We start from the raw sequence: 13,798 nt of genomic DNA, 5'->3' as shown, positions 1-13,798 counted from the left end.
GCCCCTACCATAGCCACCTCGCCCGTTAGCTCCCCATAAGCGGTTTTACGAGAATTTGATCTGGGCTGATACGGCTCATACGGCTGCGTCAGCTGTCGCTCGGCGTCCTGATCCACCCCTTGCACTCCCGTCCTGCCCCCCTCACATCCCGGGCCACCGTCTCCCCCCTTTAAACGCCCGGTCCCATCTGCGGGTTCCCGGCGCCAACGGATACAGTCACGCCCAGGCAACCACGGGGACAGGAGAGGGTCATTACCGGCAACCGGCAGACGAGCTGGGCGTTCGCCGACGCCTTTGTCGCCGAGGACGAGGCGCTGCGGTGGGCCCGAGACCGGGCCCGCGACGCAGGCCTGCGCTCGGTGTCGCCCGGCACCGGCGCCGCGCTGCGACTGCTCGCCGCCTCCGTGGACGCGAAGGCGGTGGCGGAGATCGGCACGGGCTGCGGGGTGTCCGGAATCCATCTGCTGCACGGAATGCGCCCGGACGGGGTGCTCACCACGGTCGACCCGGAGCCGGAGCACCAGCAGTTCGCCCGGCAGGCCTTCCGCGCCTGCGGTTTCGCCAGCAACCGGGCCCGCTTCATACCGGGCCGCGCCCTGGACGTACTCCCCCGGCTCGCGGACGCCGGCTACGACCTCGTCTTCTGCGACGGCGACCGGCTGGAGTACCTGGACTACCTCGCTGAATCGTTGCGCCTGCTGCGGCCGGGCGGTCTGGTGGTCTTCGAGGGCGTCTTCGCCAACGGCCGTACGGTGGACTCGGGCCCCCAGCCCACGGAGGTGCTGCGGCTGCGGGAACTGCTGCGCGCGGTGCGCGAGAGCCAGGAGCTCGTCCCTTCGCTGCTGCCGGTGGGCGACGGGCTGCTGTGCGCCGTCAAGCGATGACCGGCCGCCGCGGGACGGGACACGCGACTGCCCCGGCACCGCGTACGATGCCGGGGCAGTCCGAAGGACAAGATCGCTGGGATGTCAGACGACGACCTTCTTGAGGGCGTCGCCGAGCGCCTCGGCCTCGTCAGGGGTCAGCTCGACGACGAGTCGACCGCCGCCTTCGAGCGGAACGCGCATGACGATGCCCCGCCCCTCCTTGGTCACCTCGAGCGGGCCATCACCCGTCCGCGGCTTCATGGCCGCCATGCTCGTTCCCCTTCCTGAAACCAGCTCATCGTCTGCCGAGAGCCCTGGGAGGGCATCCGCGGTTCCGTAACGGACACGCGACACCGGCATCGAACACATTGCTTCCCAGCCATTATCCCGCATGGCAGGACCCGATGACCAACATCAGTCGGCATCGCTTGGGCAACGCGCGCGAGCAAAACCACCCAATTCGGCGATGTGGCTGCGATACTGCACCGCCGCACGGAGATCCAGCGGTCGGCTCCGCTCCGGTTTTCTTTGATCCAGGTCACATGTCCGGTCCGGCCCTTGGGCGGCGATCTCCGCCATGCTGTCCTTCATACCAGGACGTACTGAGCGGTACGTCACCCGCGAACCGGAGGGGATGCGCCATGGCCGACACCGTGCTCTACGAGGTGAGCGACGGACTCGCGACGATCACGCTGAACCGCCCCGAGGCGATGAACGCGCTGAACGTCGCGACCAAGGTCGCCCTCCGGGAGGCGGCGGAATCCGCGGCAGGCGACACGGCCGTACGGGCGATCCTGCTGACCGCCGCCGGGGACCGGGCGTTCTGCGTCGGCCAGGACCTCAAGGAGCACATCGGGCTGCTCGCGGCGGACCGCGAGACCGGGTCCGGGCAGACGATGAGCACGGTCAAGGAGCACTACAACCCGATCGTGCGGGCCCTCGCCGGGGCGCCCAAGCCGGTGGTCGCCGCGGTGAACGGGGTCGCGGCCGGGGCCGGCTTCGGCTTCGCGCTCGCCGCGGACTACCGGCTGGTCGCCGACACGGCCGCCTTCAACACCTCCTTCGCCGGTGTCGCGCTGACCGCCGACTCCGGGATCTCCTGGACCCTGCCCCGGGTGATCGGCCCGAGCCGCGCCGCCGACCTGCTGCTCTTCCCGCGCAGCATCAGCGCCCAGGACGCGCTGGAGCTGGGCATCGCCAACCGGGTCGTCCCCGCGGCCGAGCTGCGCGCCGAGGCCGAGAAGACGGCGCGGGCGCTGGCCGAGGGCCCGACCGTGGCGTACGCGGCCCTCAAGGAGGCGGTGGCCTACGGCCTCACGCACTCCCTCACCGAGACCCTGGAGAAGGAGGACGAGCTGCAGACCCGGGCCGGCCGGTCCGAGGACCACGCGATCGCCGTGGAGGCGTTCGTGAACAAGGAGAAGCCGAAGTACCTGGGCCGGTGAGGCGCCGTCCGGGCCGATGGGACACCGCCGTCAGCCACTCGGATCGTCGGCCCCGGCAGCCCCCGTCCGAAGAGCTCATGGCGCCACCGGCCCGGCCGCACCGCCCCGAACTCGGGGCGGCCTGGTCAGGCACCCGCTCCTCTCGCCACGCACGCTTCCAGGTGGTCGTCGACCAGGCCGCAGGCCTGCATCAGCGCGTACGCCGTCGTCGGGCCGACGAATCCGAGGCCCCGTTTCTTCAGGGCCTTGGACAGGGCCGTGGACTCCGGGGTCACGGCCGGGACATCGGCGAGGGTCCTCGGGGCCGGGCGGCCGGCCGGGTCGGGTGCGTGGGACCAGATCAGCTCGTCCAGCTCGCCTTCCGCCCAGTCGGCGAGCACGCGCGCGTTGGCGAGCGTGGCGTTGATCTTGGCGCGGTTGCGGATGATGCCAGCATCCGCCAGCAGGCGCTCGCGGTCCTCGTCCGTGAACGCGGCGACCTTCTCGATGCGGAAGCCGGCGAAGGCGGCACGGAAGCCCTCGCGGCGGCGCAGGATCGTGATCCAGGACAGGCCCGACTGGAAGGCCTCCAGGCTGACCCGCTCGAAGAGGGCGTCGTCGCCGTGCACCGGGCGGCCCCACTCCTCGTCGTGGTACGACACATAGTCGTCGGTGGACAGGGCCCAGGGGCAGCGCAGGGCACCGTCGGGCCCGGCGAGGGCGGCGCCGTCGCTCATCGCCGGTCCTCGGGGTGCTCGGGCTTCTCCATGTGGACGTGGGCCGCCGCGGCTCTGGCGCCTGCCAGCGCCGACTCCAGGTCGGCGATACGGGCGTCCCGCTCGGCGAGCTCGGCACCGATCCGGCCGAGGGCGTCGTCGACGTCCGCCATGCGGTAGCCGCGCGGGGCGACCGGGAAGCGCAGGCCGTCCACGTCCGCGCGGTTCACCGGGCGGTCCGGGGGCAGCGGGTCCTGCAGCCGCTCGGGTGCCACCTCGGGCAGCGGGCCGCTTCCGCTGCCGCCCACCACGGCGAGTGTCACCGCGCCGACCACGACGGCCAGCGCGACGACCAGGAACAAGAACATCACCATCGCCAGGGTCCCCACGCTCCGTGCCGGACGTTTGTGCCGGACGCTGAAACTGTCTGGGTCCGATCGTGCCATGCGAGTCGGACAGTTAGGGTCACAGGCGGTTGTACCGCGGGACGTACGAGGAGAGGTCACAGCTGATGCTCAGGCTGGGCAAGCGGGAATTCGGGCCCCATGAGCCGGTGATCATGGCGATCGTGAACCGGACTCCGGACTCCTTCTACGACCGAGGGGCCACGTTCCGTGACGAGCCGGCCCTCGCCCGCGTGGAGCAGGCCGTGGCCGAGGGCGCCGCGATCATCGACATCGGCGGGGTGAAGGCCGGGCCGGGCGAGGAGGTCACGGCCGAGGAGGAGGCGCGGCGGACGGTCGGTTTCGTGGCCGAGGTACGGCGGCGCTTCCCGGACGTGGTCATCAGCGTGGACACCTGGCGGGCCGAGGTCGGCGAGGCGGTGTGCGCGGCGGGGGCGGATCTGCTGAACGACGCGTGGGGTGGCGTCGATCCGGGACTGGCGGAGGTCGCCGGGCGGTACCAGGTGGGGCTGGTGTGCACGCATGCGGGGGGTGTGCAGCCGCGTACGCGCCCGCATCGGGTGACGTACGAGGACGTGATGGCCGACATCCTCGACGTCACCGTGGGTCTGGCCGAGCGGGCGGTCGCGCTCGGGGTGCCGCGGGAGTCGGTGCTGATCGATCCCGGGCACGACTTCGGGAAGAACACGCGGCACAGCCTGGAGGCGACGCGGCGGCTGGACGAGATGGCCGCCACGGGATGGCCGGTGCTGGTGTCGCTGTCCAACAAGGACTTCGTCGGGGAGACGCTGGACCGGCCGGTGCAGGAGCGGTTGATCGGTACGCTGGCGACGACCGCGGTGTCCGCGTGGCTCGGGGCGCAGGTGTACCGGGTGCACGAGGTGGCGGAGACCCGGCAGGTGCTGGAGATGGTGGCGTCGATCGCCGGGCACCGGGTCCCCGCGGTGGCCCGGCGGGGTCTGGCCTAGGTACCCAGCGGGCTCCGCCCCCTGGGTACCCGTCCTGCCCACCACACGGCCGAAGCCCCGCGCTACCGGCCCGCCTCCTTCGACACCAGGGCCACCGCCTCGTCCACCTCGTCCGTGACGTGGAACAGCAGCAGGTCCTTCTCCGCCGCCTTGCCCTGGGCCACCAGGGTGTTCTCCAGCCAGGCCACCAGGCCGCCCCAGTACTCGCTGCCGAAGAGGACGATCGGGAAGCGGGTGACCTTCTGGGTCTGGACCAGGGTCAGCGCCTCGAAGAGTTCGTCGAGGGTGCCGAGGCCGCCGGGCAGAACCACGAACCCCTGGGCATACTTCACGAACATCATTTTTCTGACGAAGAAGTAGCGGAAGTTCAGCCCGATGTCGACGTAGGGGTTCAGCCCCTGCTCGAAGGGCAGCTCGATGCCGAGGCCGACCGAGACGCCGCCCGCCTCACAGGCGCCCCTGTTGGCCGCCTCCATCGCGCCCGGCCCGCCGCCCGTGATGACGGCCCAGCCCGCCTCCACCAGGCCCCGGCCGAGCCGCACCCCGGCGTCGTACTCCGGCGAGTCCACCGGCGTACGTGCCGAGCCGAACACGCTGATGGCAGGCGGGAGTTCGGCCAGCGTGCCGAAGCCCTCGATGAACTCCGACTGGATGCGGAGCACGCGCCAGGGGTCGGTGTGGACCCAGTCCGAGGGGCCGCCGGCGTCCAGCAGGCGCTGGTCGGTCGTGCTGGCCGTCACCTGCCCGCGCCGCCGGAGGACCGGTCCGAGCCGCTGCTCGTCCGGCGGGATCTTCTTCCCCTCGGGGTTGCCGGTAGGCATGTGCGCTCCCTCCGCTCGGGGGTGGTTCCACCTCAGCGTAGATCCACGTCGGTTACGGAGGGGGGACAAGCGCATGTCCGGCACGCGTGCGCCGTAGGGGCGTCTTACGGCGCCTTGCGCCGCCCTGCGGCAGCTCACCGCCTCCTACGCGGTGAGCCAGGTGCGCAGGCGTTCCTCGCCCGCGAGGATCTTCGCCGTCTCCACCCGCTCGTCCCGCTTGTGGGCCAAGTGCGGGTTGCCGGGGCCGTAGTTGACGGCCGGGATGCCCAGCGCGGAGAAGCGGGAGACGTCGGTCCAGCCGTACTTGGGGCGGGGGGTGCCGCCCACCGCCTCGATGAAGGCCGCGGCGGCCGGGTGGGAGAGCCCGGGCAGCGCGCCGCCGCTGTGGTCGTCGACCACGAACTCCTCCACGCCGCAGTCCGCGAACACCTCGCGGACGTGGGCGATCGCCTCCTCCTCGGTGCGGTCGGGGGCGTAGCGGAAGTTGACCGTCACCACGCACTCGTCGGGGATGACGTTGCCGGCGACGCCGCCGCTGATGCCCACCGCGTTCAGGCCCTCGCGGTACTCCAGGCCGTCGATCACGGGGTAGCGGGGCTCGTAGGCGGCCAGCCGGGCCAGGATCGGGGACGCCGCGTGGATGGCGTTGGAGCCCATCCAGGAGCGTGCCGAGTGGGCACGCTCGCCCTTCGTCTTCAGCAGCACGCGCAGGGTGCCCTGGCAGCCGCCCTCGACCTCGCCGTCGGAGGGCTCCAGCAGGACCGCGAAGTCGCCCTCGAGCCACTCCGGGTGGGCCATGGCCACGTGCTTGAGGCCGTTGAGTTCGGCGGCGACCTCCTCGTTGTCGTAGAAGACGAAGGTCAGGTCGCGGTTGGGGGCGGGGACCGTGGCCGCGATGCGCAGCTGCACCGCGACGCCCGACTTCATGTCGCAGGTGCCGCAGCCCCAGAGCACGCCGTCCTCGTCCAGGCGTGAGGGCACGTTGTCCGCGATCGGGACCGTGTCGATGTGGCCGGCCAGGACCACCCGCTCGGCGCGGCCCAGGTGCGTACGGGCGACGACGTTGTTGCCGTAGCGGTCGACCGTCAGGTGCGGCAGGGCGCGCAGGGCGGTCTCGATCGCGTCCGCGAGCGGCTTCTCGGTGCCGCTCTCGGAAGCGAAGTCCACGAGCTGCGCGGTGAGCGCGGCGGCGTCGAGCGTGAGGTCAAGCGAGGTGTCGGCCATGGCGTCGACCCTAGCGCGCCGCCTGCCGGGGGCGGCGGGTAAGCGCTGTCCCGGTAACCCCCCGTGAGCTCCCGCCGGGCCTCAAGTACCTTGTACGCGTGCCAGAGCCGTCCCCCACCCGTCCCAAGCGTCGCGGCCGCCTCCTCCGTTTCGGTGCGGCCCTGTTGGTCCTGTGCGGCGTCGCCGCGTACCTCGTGGTGCAGTACGTCACCGGAGGCGGCGGAGCGCACGGCTGCAAGGTGGTCTCGGACGACGGTGACAGAACGTCGTACGAGTTCACGCCGGAGCAGGCGGTGAACGCGGCGACGATCGCGGCGGTCGGCACCGGGCGCGGGATGCCCGAGCGGGCGGTGACGATCGCGCTGGCGACCGCTCTGCAGGAGTCCGGGCTGCGCAACATCGAGCACGGCGACCGGGACTCGCTGGGCCTGTTCCAGCAGCGGCCCTCGCAGGGCTGGGGCACCGCACAGCAGATCATGGACCCGGCGTACGCGGCGGGCATCTTCTACGCACACCTGGCCAAGGTGCCGGACTACACCGGTCTGCCGCTGACCAGGGCGGCCCAGGAGGTCCAGCACAGCGGCTACCCGGAGGCGTACGCCAAGCACGAGCCGGACGCGCAGCTGCTGGCGGCGGCGCTGACCGGGCGCTCGGCGGCCACGCTGACCTGCGACGGGCGCCCGGAGACCACGGCCTCGGCGCCGGGTCCGGACGCGGTACGGGCCGCGCTGGTACGGGACTTCGGGCGGGACGCGCTGCAGGAGACCGGTGCGGAGGTGGGCGGTACGCCCGTGCCGCCGCCTTCTCCCTCACCCAGCGTGACCGCGACAGCTCAGGGGCGGACCGTGACCGTGCCGGTGCCGCAGGGCACGAAGGTGGACGCGATCGGGCGCGGCGAGCGGCAGCGGGGCTGGCAGCTCGCGCAGTGGGCCGTGGCCAACTCCTCGGCGCTGCACATCCAGCGGGTGGCGTACGCGGGGCGGGAGTGGGTCGCGGGAAGCGGCGGCGGGCAGTGGAAGCCGGCCGCTTCGGACGGGACCGGCGGTGCGGGGGCGTCCCTGGGGACCGTCCGGATCGTCACCGGACAGTAGTACGGGAGATCCCTCCCAGGGGTTGTACGGCGCCGGTCGGGGCGGCGGCGGGGACGGGAGGCGTGCCGCCTTGCGAGTTCCCCGGAAAATCAAGGGCCGTAAGGATTCTGCGGGATTTCGGGCAGACGTTCTTTGCCCGTTTTTATCCACACCTGATAATGCGATGCGTTATCCATTCTTTACCTGGGGCCTCCGCAACCTTCGCGGGCTTCGAGCGGTAGTCACGGCGTCCGGGCCACGACACGGACCGGACACACAACACCGTTCTCTTCCGTCGAATGGAGCATCATGTCCCTCCCTCTGACCCGCCGGATCGCCCGTGCCGCGCTGCTCGTCGCAGCGGGAGCGGCAGCCGGGGTCGGTGCGGCCGGCTCCGCCGGTGCGGCCACGAACCTGCCGGCGGCGGCCCCGAACGTGGGTGGTCTGACCGCCCTGGACGGAGCGCACGTCGCCAACAGCGTCGACGGTGCCGCGCAGAACGTCACCTCGCTCGCGGGCCACGCGGGCGGCAAGGCGGTCGAGCAGACGGTGCCGGCCGCGGCCAAGACCGGCGGCGGTGCCGTGAAGAAGGCGGCCCCGGTGGCGCAGCGGGCCGCCGGCGGCGCTGCCGGGGCGGCGGGGGAAGTCCTCGGGGGCGCCGCGTCCGACGCAACGAAGGGCGGGGCGACTGACCTGCCGGTGCAGGGCCTGCCGCTGGGTGGCTGAGCGCCGCTTCGACCGCTGACGGGGCCCAGGGACTTCCCTGGGCCCCGTTGCCTTGTGTGTGCTGCCGGTACGGCGGGCTCTACGCCGTCAGGCGCGTCACCGCTGCCTGGACGCGTTCGTCCGTTGCCGTCAGGGCCACGCGGACGAACTTCTCGCCCGCCTCGCCGTAGAAGTCGCCGGGGGCGACGAGGATGCCCAGGTCGGCCAGGTGGGCGACCGTGGTCCAGCAGGACTCGTCGCGGGTGGCCCAGAGGTAGAGGCTCGCCTCGCTGTGTTCGATGCGGAAGCCGTGGCCCAGCAGCGCGGTCCGCAGGGCGTCGCGGCGGGCCGCGTAACGCTCGCGCTGGACACGGACGTGCTCGTCGTCGCCGAGGGCCGCCACCACGGCCGCCTGGGTCGGCGCCGGGGTCATCATGCCGCCGTGCTTGCGGATCTCCAGCAGCGGGCCCAGGACGGCCGGGTCGCCGGCGATGAAAGCCGCGCGGTAGCCCGCCAGGTTGGAGCGCTTGGAGAGGGAGTGGACGGCGACGATGCCGTCGTAGGAGCCGCCGTTGACGTCCGGGTGCAGGACGGAGACCGGGTCGGCCTCCCAGCCCAGTTCCAGGTAGCACTCGTCGGAGAACAGCAGGACGCCGTGCTCGCGGGCCCAGGCCACGATGCCGGTCAGGTCCTCCTTCGGGATGACCTTGCCCGTCGGGTTGGACGGGGAGTTCAGCCACAGGAGCTTCAGGCCGGCCGGGTCGAGGTCGCGCGGGTCGTCGTAGACCTCGTAGTCGGCGCGGGCCAGGCGGGCGCCGACCTCGTAGGTGGGGTAGGCGAGGCGCGGGTAGGCCACCTTGTCGCCGGGGCCGAGGCCGAGCTGGGTCGGCAGCCAGGCGACCAGTTCCTTGGAGCCGACGACCGGCAGGACGTGGCGGTGGGTCACGTCCTGGGCACCGAGGCGGCGCCGGAGCCAGCCGGTGATCGCGTCGCGCAGCGCAGGGGTGCCCCAGACGGTCGGGTAGCCCGGGGAGTCGGCCGCGTCGATCAGGGCCTTCTGGATCGGTTCGGGCACCGGGTCGACCGGGGTGCCCACGGAGAGGTCGACGATCCCGTCCGAGTGCGCCGCGGCCGTCTTCTTGTACGGCTCGAGCTTGTCCCAGGGGAAGGTCGGCAGGCGGTCGGAGACTGCGGACACGGTCGGTGGCTCTCTTTCGTCGGTGGCGGCAAACGCCTCGGTCCCGTACGGCCGCGATCTGGGCGATCGGGCCGTACGGGACCGAGGCGGCGCGGTTGGTGCGGGCCGCTTGGCGCTCAGACGGTCACTCGCCCTGCGGCGGCAGCGCGGCGATGAAGGGGTGGTCGCGCTCGATCAGCCCCAGCTTGCTGGCACCGCCGGGAGAGCCCAGCTCGTCGAAGAACTCGACGTTCGCCTTGTAGTAGTCCTTCCACTCCTCCGGAGTGTCGTCCTCGTAGAAGATCGCCTCGACCGGGCAGACCGGCTCACAGGCACCACAGTCGACGCATTCGTCCGGGTGGATGTACAAGGACCGCTGGCCCTCGTAGATGCAGTCGACCGGGCACTCCTCGATGCACGCCTTGTCCTTGACGTCGACACAAGGCTGCGCGATGACGTAGGTCACGCTGTCGTTCCTCCTCGATAGGGCGCTGGCGGGCCTCCTCAGGCTCCGCCGCCTGGCGCGCGGGAGCGCGGCGTCGTCGATGCCCGCCCCTAGTATCTCCGTTCCGGAGCATGATCCGAACAGGAGGGGTGAACTGACCAGTGGAAATCTCGGCGACAGGACACTTGGAAGTCCGCATCACCCCTTCTGACGTGGGAAAACGTGTCTCCGTACGGCGCTTGAGCGAAACTGGTGCGGCGCAAGAGAAGTTCACCGACACGGTGGGTGTTCTCACATCATGGGATGCTGGCGTGCTCATGATCACACGCCGGGACGGGCAGAGCGTGCGGATCGCCGAGTCCGCACTGGTCGCGGGCAAGGTCGTACCGGCCGCCCCGGCGCGGCGCCGGGGCCCCGCCGCCTCGTACGAGGAACTCGCGCGGGTCTGCGCGCGAGGCTGGCAGCCGCTCGAGAGCGAGCGGCTCGGTGAGTGGGAGCTGCGGGCCGCCGGCGGGTTCACGCGGCGCGCCAACAGCGTGCTGCCGCTCGGCGACCCCGGCCTTCCCCTCGACGCGGCCCTGGCAGCCGTACGACGCTGGTACGGCGAGCGTGGCCTGCCCGCCTACGTCCAGACGGCCACCGGCGCCGAGGGCACGCAGGAGCTGCTGTGCGCGGAGCTGGAACGGCGCGGCTGGGTGCGGGAGGTGACCGCCGAGGTGTGGACCGGTGCCCTGGCGCCGGTCGCGGACCGGGCCGAGGGCACCGGTGTGGTGCTGTCCCGGCAGGCGGACGAGGCGTGGCTCGCCCGGTACCGGCGCAAGGGGGTGAGCGAGGTGGCCCTGCGGGTGCTCGGCGGGGCTCCGTCGGTGTGGTTCGCGACCGTGCCCGGTGCCGGGGGTGAGCCTCCGGCGGCGATCGGGCGGTGTGTCGTGGACGGGCGGTGGGCCGGGTTCGCGGCGGTCGAGGTGGATCCCGGGCGCCGCCGGCAGGGGCTCGCCACCGAGGTGATGGCCGCGCTGGCCCGGCGGGCGCTGGACGAGGGCTCCTCGGCGGCCTGGCTGCAGGTCGAGACGGACAACGAGGAGGCCCGCGCGCTGTACACCGCCCTCGGCTTCACCCCGCACCACACGTACCACCACTACCGCGCACCGGAGGCGCCGGAGTCCGACGGCCGGAACCACGAGACGGACGCGGCCACGGGCGCACACCGGCACACGCGAGCGGCCACCGATCCCGGCCGGAGCCCGGCGGGCGATTCCCGGCCGGGCGGGTCGTAGAAGCGCCGTGGAAGGGCATGAGCCTGGCATGCGTCACCCGTATCTGCCGCCGCCGTACCCGCCCCCGCCGGAGCGGTCGGCCGAGTTGCGCCGGAGGTTCGCCGAGGAGGCGCGGTCCGAGCGGCCGGATCTGTCGGCGCTGTGCCTGCTGATCGGCGCCGAGGCGGACGGTTCGCTGGACGAGGCCGGGATCGACGCCGCGCAGCTGGAGCTGGACCGGCTGGCGGGCGAGCTGCCGTACCGGCCGGGCGGGCCGCACGCGTGGGCGGAGGCCGTACGTCGGCTGCTCGGCGGCCGGTACGACTTCCACGGCACCCCGGCCGACTACGACCGGCTGGAGTCCTCCCTGCTGCACGAGGTGCTGCGCCGGCGGCGCGGGCTGCCGATCCTGCTGTCGGTGGTGTGGCTGGAGGCCGCGCGGCGGGCCGGGGCCCCGGTGTACGGCGTCGCGCTGCCGGGGCACTTCGTGGTCGGCTTCGGGCCGGCGGAGGAACAGGTGCTGGCCGATCCGTTCGACGGGGGACGGCTGCTGACCGGGGCCGATGCGGAGATGCTCGTGGTGGGGGCCACGGGAGCGCCGCTGGACGCCTCGATGCTGGAGCCCGCGGCGCCGCTGGAGGTCGTCCAGCGGATCCTGAACAACATCCGCGCGTGGGCCTCGGCCCGGCCCGAGCGGTCGGACGTGGCGCTGTGGGCCGTGGAGCTGGCGCTGCTGGTGCCCTCGCATCCGGCCCGGCTGCGGTACGAGCGCGGGCAGCTTCTGGTGCAGCGTGGGGAGTTCGCCTCGGGCGCGGAAGAGCTGGAGTACTACGCGGACCTGATCGAGGTGGTGGACGAGTCGACCGCGCGGACGGCACGGCAGCAGGCGCACACCGCGCGCGCGATGCTCAACTGACCCCTCAGAGCCAGCCCTTCTCCCTCGCCGTCCGCACCGCCTCCGCCCGGTTGCGTACCGCCAGTTTCTGGATGGCCGTGGAGAGGTAGTTGCGGACCGTGCCCTGGGAGAGGTGGAGGGCCCTGGCCAGTTCGGCGTTGGTGGAGCCGTCGGCGGCCGCGCGCAGCACCTCGCGTTCGCGCTCGGTGAGCGGGTTCGCGCCCTCGGCGAGCGCGGCGGCGGCGAGCGTGGGGTCGATGACCCGCTCGCCGGAGAGCACCTTGCGGATGGCCTCGGCGAGCTGTGCGGCCGGGGCGTCCTTGACGAGGAAGGCGTCGGCGCCCGCCTCCATGGCGCTGCGCAGATAGCCGGGGCGGCCGAAGGTCGTCAGGACGACCAGTTTGACCTGCGGGAACTCCCGGTGGACCTGGGCCGCCGCCTCGATGCCGGTGCAGCCGGGCATCTCGATGTCGAGCAGCGCCACGTCCACGCCGTGCGCGCCGACGGCGGCCAGCACCTGGTCGCCGCGCGCGACCTGGGCGACGACCTCGATGTCCTCCTCCAGGCCGAGCAGCGCGGCCAGGGCCTCGCGGACCATCGACTGGTCCTCGGCGAGAAGGACCTTGATCGTGCTCGTCATGCCCCGGATCCTACGTCCCCCACAGGGGCCGCGGGGACGCGGGCGACCAGCCGGAACCCGTGCCTGATCCGGCCCGCCTCCAGGGTGCCGCCGGCCTTCTCCAGCCGCTCGGTGAGGCCGATCAGACCGTTGCCGGGTCCGCTGCCGGAGCCGCCGGATCCGTTGTCCTCGACGGAGAGTTCGAGCATCGCGCCGTCCAGGGTCTGGCGGCGGGTGAGCTGGACGAGGCACTTGTCGGCGCCGCTGTGCCGGACCACGTTCGTGACCGCCTCGCGCAGCGCCCAGGCGAGCGCGGACTCCGACTCCTCGGGGACGCCGTCGAGATCGGGCTCGGCGGGCACCTCGGCGATGACCCCGGCGGCGGTCAGGGCGACCTGGGTACCGGCGAGCTCGGCGGCGAGCCGGGGGCGCCGGTAGCCGGTGACGGCCTCCCGGACGTCGACCAGGGCCTGCCGGCTGACCTGTTCGATGTCGGCGACCTGCTGGGCCGCCTTGTCGGGCTGGTCGGGCAGCATCCGGCCGGCCAGCTCGCTCTTCAGCGTGATCAGGGAGAGCGAGTGGCCGAGCAGGTCGTGCAGGTCGCGGGCGAGGCGCAGCCGCTCCTCGTTCGCGGCGAGCTGGGCGACGGTGGCCCGGGCCTTGCGCAACTCGACGGTCGTACGGACAAGTTGGCCGACGCCGATCATCGCGAACCCGATCATCGGGACGAGGAGCAGGGTCACGTCCGGCTTCTCGTGCCAGCGCAGTCCGACGAGGACCATCATCACGGTCGCCGCGGGGATCGCGCAGAACGCGGCCCGGACCGGCATGGTGGCCCCGCAGGCGACGGAGAGGTAGACGAACAGGCCGAGCCAGGCGGGACCGAGCGTGTAGACCAGGAGGGGGGCGAGGACGGCCATGACCGAGATCATCGAGACGACGATCCTCGGCGAGAAGGGCCGCCCCATGTTGCGGAAGACCAGCGACAGGTAGGTGACGACGAAGGCGGTCAGGCCGAGCGCGCCCGCCATCGTGCCGCCCGCGGTGTGCCGGCCGCTGGTCAGATCCTGGACCGGGGAGCTGAGAAAGACCAGCCAGACCCCGATCCACAGCGTCTTGACCACGAGCTCGCGCCGGTTGCGCGGCCCCTGGCCGATCCGCACCTGGTGCTCCGGCCGCCGCTCGCAGGCCCGCGGGTCTTCCGTCAT

At 72.4% G+C, this 13,798-nt stretch carries 17 protein-coding genes; 7 read left to right on the top strand and 10 right to left on the bottom strand.

Annotation, left to right across the window (positions count from 1 at the left end; translation table 11 throughout):
* Positions 1–185 precede the first annotated feature (185 nt).
* Entirely contained in the window at positions 186–884 is a 699-nt protein-coding gene (locus tag ACWDEN_RS09135; protein WP_351608440.1) for an O-methyltransferase, read from the top strand.
* Positions 885–968: 84 nt separating this feature from the next.
* On the opposite strand, the gene ACWDEN_RS09130 is transcribed toward ACWDEN_RS09135, so the two are convergent.
* Positions 969–1,136, bottom strand: coding sequence for a DUF3117 domain-containing protein (locus ACWDEN_RS09130; protein ID WP_018544333.1), 168 nt, complete (start codon positions 1,134–1,136; stop codon positions 969–971).
* A 144-nt stretch (positions 1,137–1,280) separates the two neighbouring features.
* Positions 1,281–1,445 carry a hypothetical protein gene (locus tag ACWDEN_RS09125; protein ID WP_351608320.1) on the bottom strand — a complete coding sequence of 55 codons (165 nt, stop codon included), beginning with the start codon at positions 1,443–1,445 and terminating at the stop codon, positions 1,281–1,283.
* A gap of 62 nt (positions 1,446–1,507) precedes the next feature.
* Here ACWDEN_RS09125 and chcB point away from each other — a divergent pair, with 62 nt between their 5' ends.
* A complete protein-coding gene (chcB, locus tag ACWDEN_RS09120) occupies positions 1,508–2,311 on the top strand; it encodes a 2-cyclohexenylcarbonyl CoA isomerase (protein ID WP_351608317.1) in 804 nt (267 codons plus the stop codon).
* Between the two features lie 125 nt (positions 2,312–2,436).
* Here the strand turns inward: chcB and ACWDEN_RS09115 are convergent, their stop codons facing one another.
* Both ACWDEN_RS09115 and ACWDEN_RS09110 read right to left on the bottom strand, forming a co-directional pair.
* A complete protein-coding gene (locus tag ACWDEN_RS09115; protein WP_450858173.1) occupies positions 2,437–3,027 on the bottom strand; it encodes a DNA-3-methyladenine glycosylase I in 591 nt (196 codons plus the stop codon).
* A complete protein-coding gene (locus ACWDEN_RS09110) occupies positions 3,024–3,380 on the bottom strand; it encodes a DivIVA domain-containing protein (RefSeq protein WP_450858171.1) in 357 nt (118 codons plus the stop codon). The genes ACWDEN_RS09115 and ACWDEN_RS09110 overlap by 4 nt, the downstream gene beginning before the upstream one ends.
* A 137-nt stretch (positions 3,381–3,517) precedes the next feature.
* Between ACWDEN_RS09110 and folP the strand changes: the two genes are divergently transcribed.
* On the top strand, positions 3,518–4,378 hold the full coding sequence (gene folP, locus ACWDEN_RS09105; protein WP_450858169.1) for a dihydropteroate synthase: 861 nt from the start codon (positions 3,518–3,520) through the stop codon (positions 4,376–4,378).
* A gap of 62 nt (positions 4,379–4,440) precedes the next feature.
* Here the strand turns inward: folP and ACWDEN_RS09100 are convergent, their stop codons facing one another.
* Positions 4,441–5,199 (bottom strand): LOG family protein, encoded by a 759-nt coding sequence (locus ACWDEN_RS09100; protein WP_351608307.1) that lies wholly within the window; start codon positions 5,197–5,199, stop codon positions 4,441–4,443.
* A gap of 144 nt (positions 5,200–5,343) precedes the next feature.
* Positions 5,344–6,423 (bottom strand): succinyl-diaminopimelate desuccinylase, encoded by a 1,080-nt coding sequence (gene dapE, locus ACWDEN_RS09095; RefSeq protein WP_450858167.1) that lies wholly within the window; start codon positions 6,421–6,423, stop codon positions 5,344–5,346.
* 98 nt (positions 6,424–6,521) lie between these two features.
* Here dapE and ACWDEN_RS09090 point away from each other — a divergent pair, with 98 nt between their 5' ends.
* Together ACWDEN_RS09090 and ACWDEN_RS09085 are read left to right on the top strand one after the other, a co-directional pair.
* The gene (locus ACWDEN_RS09090; protein ID WP_450858165.1) at positions 6,522–7,514 is read left to right on the top strand and encodes a heavy metal transporter; all 993 of its coding nucleotides are present in this window, start codon (positions 6,522–6,524) and stop codon (positions 7,512–7,514) included.
* A gap of 288 nt (positions 7,515–7,802) precedes the next feature.
* Positions 7,803–8,219: an ATP-binding protein gene (locus ACWDEN_RS09085; protein WP_351608301.1), complete on the top strand. Its 417-nt coding sequence runs from the start codon at positions 7,803–7,805 to the stop codon at positions 8,217–8,219.
* 79 nt (positions 8,220–8,298) lie between these two features.
* Here the strand turns inward: ACWDEN_RS09085 and ACWDEN_RS09080 are convergent, their stop codons facing one another.
* Entirely contained in the window at positions 8,299–9,396 is a 1,098-nt protein-coding gene (locus ACWDEN_RS09080) for a bifunctional succinyldiaminopimelate transaminase/glutamate-prephenate aminotransferase (RefSeq protein WP_351608299.1), read from the bottom strand.
* Between the two features lie 124 nt (positions 9,397–9,520).
* Complete coding sequence (fdxA, locus tag ACWDEN_RS09075) at positions 9,521–9,841, bottom strand: ferredoxin (protein ID WP_018561461.1); 321 nt, start codon at positions 9,839–9,841, stop codon at positions 9,521–9,523.
* A gap of 140 nt (positions 9,842–9,981) precedes the next feature.
* Here fdxA and ACWDEN_RS09070 point away from each other — a divergent pair, with 140 nt between their 5' ends.
* Positions 9,982–11,097 (top strand): GNAT family N-acetyltransferase, encoded by a 1,116-nt coding sequence (locus ACWDEN_RS09070; RefSeq protein WP_450858162.1) that lies wholly within the window; start codon positions 9,982–9,984, stop codon positions 11,095–11,097.
* Between the two features lie 28 nt (positions 11,098–11,125).
* Positions 11,126–11,992, top strand: coding sequence for a transglutaminase-like domain-containing protein (locus tag ACWDEN_RS09065; protein ID WP_351608294.1), 867 nt, complete (start codon positions 11,126–11,128; stop codon positions 11,990–11,992).
* A gap of 4 nt (positions 11,993–11,996) precedes the next feature.
* Here the strand turns inward: ACWDEN_RS09065 and ACWDEN_RS09060 are convergent, their stop codons facing one another.
* On the bottom strand, positions 11,997–12,611 hold the full coding sequence (locus ACWDEN_RS09060; protein WP_351608291.1) for a response regulator transcription factor: 615 nt from the start codon (positions 12,609–12,611) through the stop codon (positions 11,997–11,999).
* Entirely contained in the window at positions 12,608–13,798 is a 1,191-nt protein-coding gene (locus tag ACWDEN_RS09055; protein ID WP_450858259.1) for a sensor histidine kinase, read from the bottom strand. Before ACWDEN_RS09055 ends, ACWDEN_RS09060 begins: the two co-directional genes overlap by 4 nt.

This window comes from Streptomyces sp. NPDC001153 (assembly GCF_053598315.1).
The sequence above is the reverse complement of the archived record's forward strand: the minus strand, read 5'-3'. Positions and strand labels throughout refer to the sequence as shown.

Bases quoted from the DNA above. Each gene is read 5' to 3' on its own strand.
- ACWDEN_RS09130 (WP_018544333.1), bottom strand. From the start codon at position 1,136: ATGGCGGCCATGAAGCCGCGGACGGGTGATGGCCCGCTCGAGGTGACC.
- ACWDEN_RS09125 (WP_351608320.1), bottom strand. From the start codon at position 1,445: ATGGCGGAGATCGCCGCCCAAGGGCCGGACCGGACATGTGACCTGGAT.
- chcB (WP_351608317.1), top strand. From the start codon at position 1,508: ATGGCCGACACCGTGCTCTACGAGGTGAGCGACGGACTCGCGACGATC.
- ACWDEN_RS09115 (WP_450858173.1), bottom strand. From the start codon at position 3,027: ATGAGCGACGGCGCCGCCCTCGCCGGGCCCGACGGTGCCCTGCGCTGC.
- ACWDEN_RS09110 (WP_450858171.1), bottom strand. From the start codon at position 3,380: ATGGTGATGTTCTTGTTCCTGGTCGTCGCGCTGGCCGTCGTGGTCGGC.
- folP (WP_450858169.1), top strand. From the start codon at position 3,518: ATGCTCAGGCTGGGCAAGCGGGAATTCGGGCCCCATGAGCCGGTGATC.
- ACWDEN_RS09100 (WP_351608307.1), bottom strand. From the start codon at position 5,199: ATGCCTACCGGCAACCCCGAGGGGAAGAAGATCCCGCCGGACGAGCAG.
- dapE (WP_450858167.1), bottom strand. From the start codon at position 6,423: ATGGCCGACACCTCGCTTGACCTCACGCTCGACGCCGCCGCGCTCACC.
- ACWDEN_RS09085 (WP_351608301.1), top strand. From the start codon at position 7,803: ATGTCCCTCCCTCTGACCCGCCGGATCGCCCGTGCCGCGCTGCTCGTC.
- ACWDEN_RS09065 (WP_351608294.1), top strand. From the start codon at position 11,126: ATGCGTCACCCGTATCTGCCGCCGCCGTACCCGCCCCCGCCGGAGCGG.
- ACWDEN_RS09060 (WP_351608291.1), bottom strand. From the start codon at position 12,611: ATGACGAGCACGATCAAGGTCCTTCTCGCCGAGGACCAGTCGATGGTC.
- ACWDEN_RS09055 (WP_450858259.1), bottom strand. From the start codon at position 13,798: ATGACGGAAGACCCGCGGGCCTGCGAGCGGCGGCCGGAGCACCAGGTG.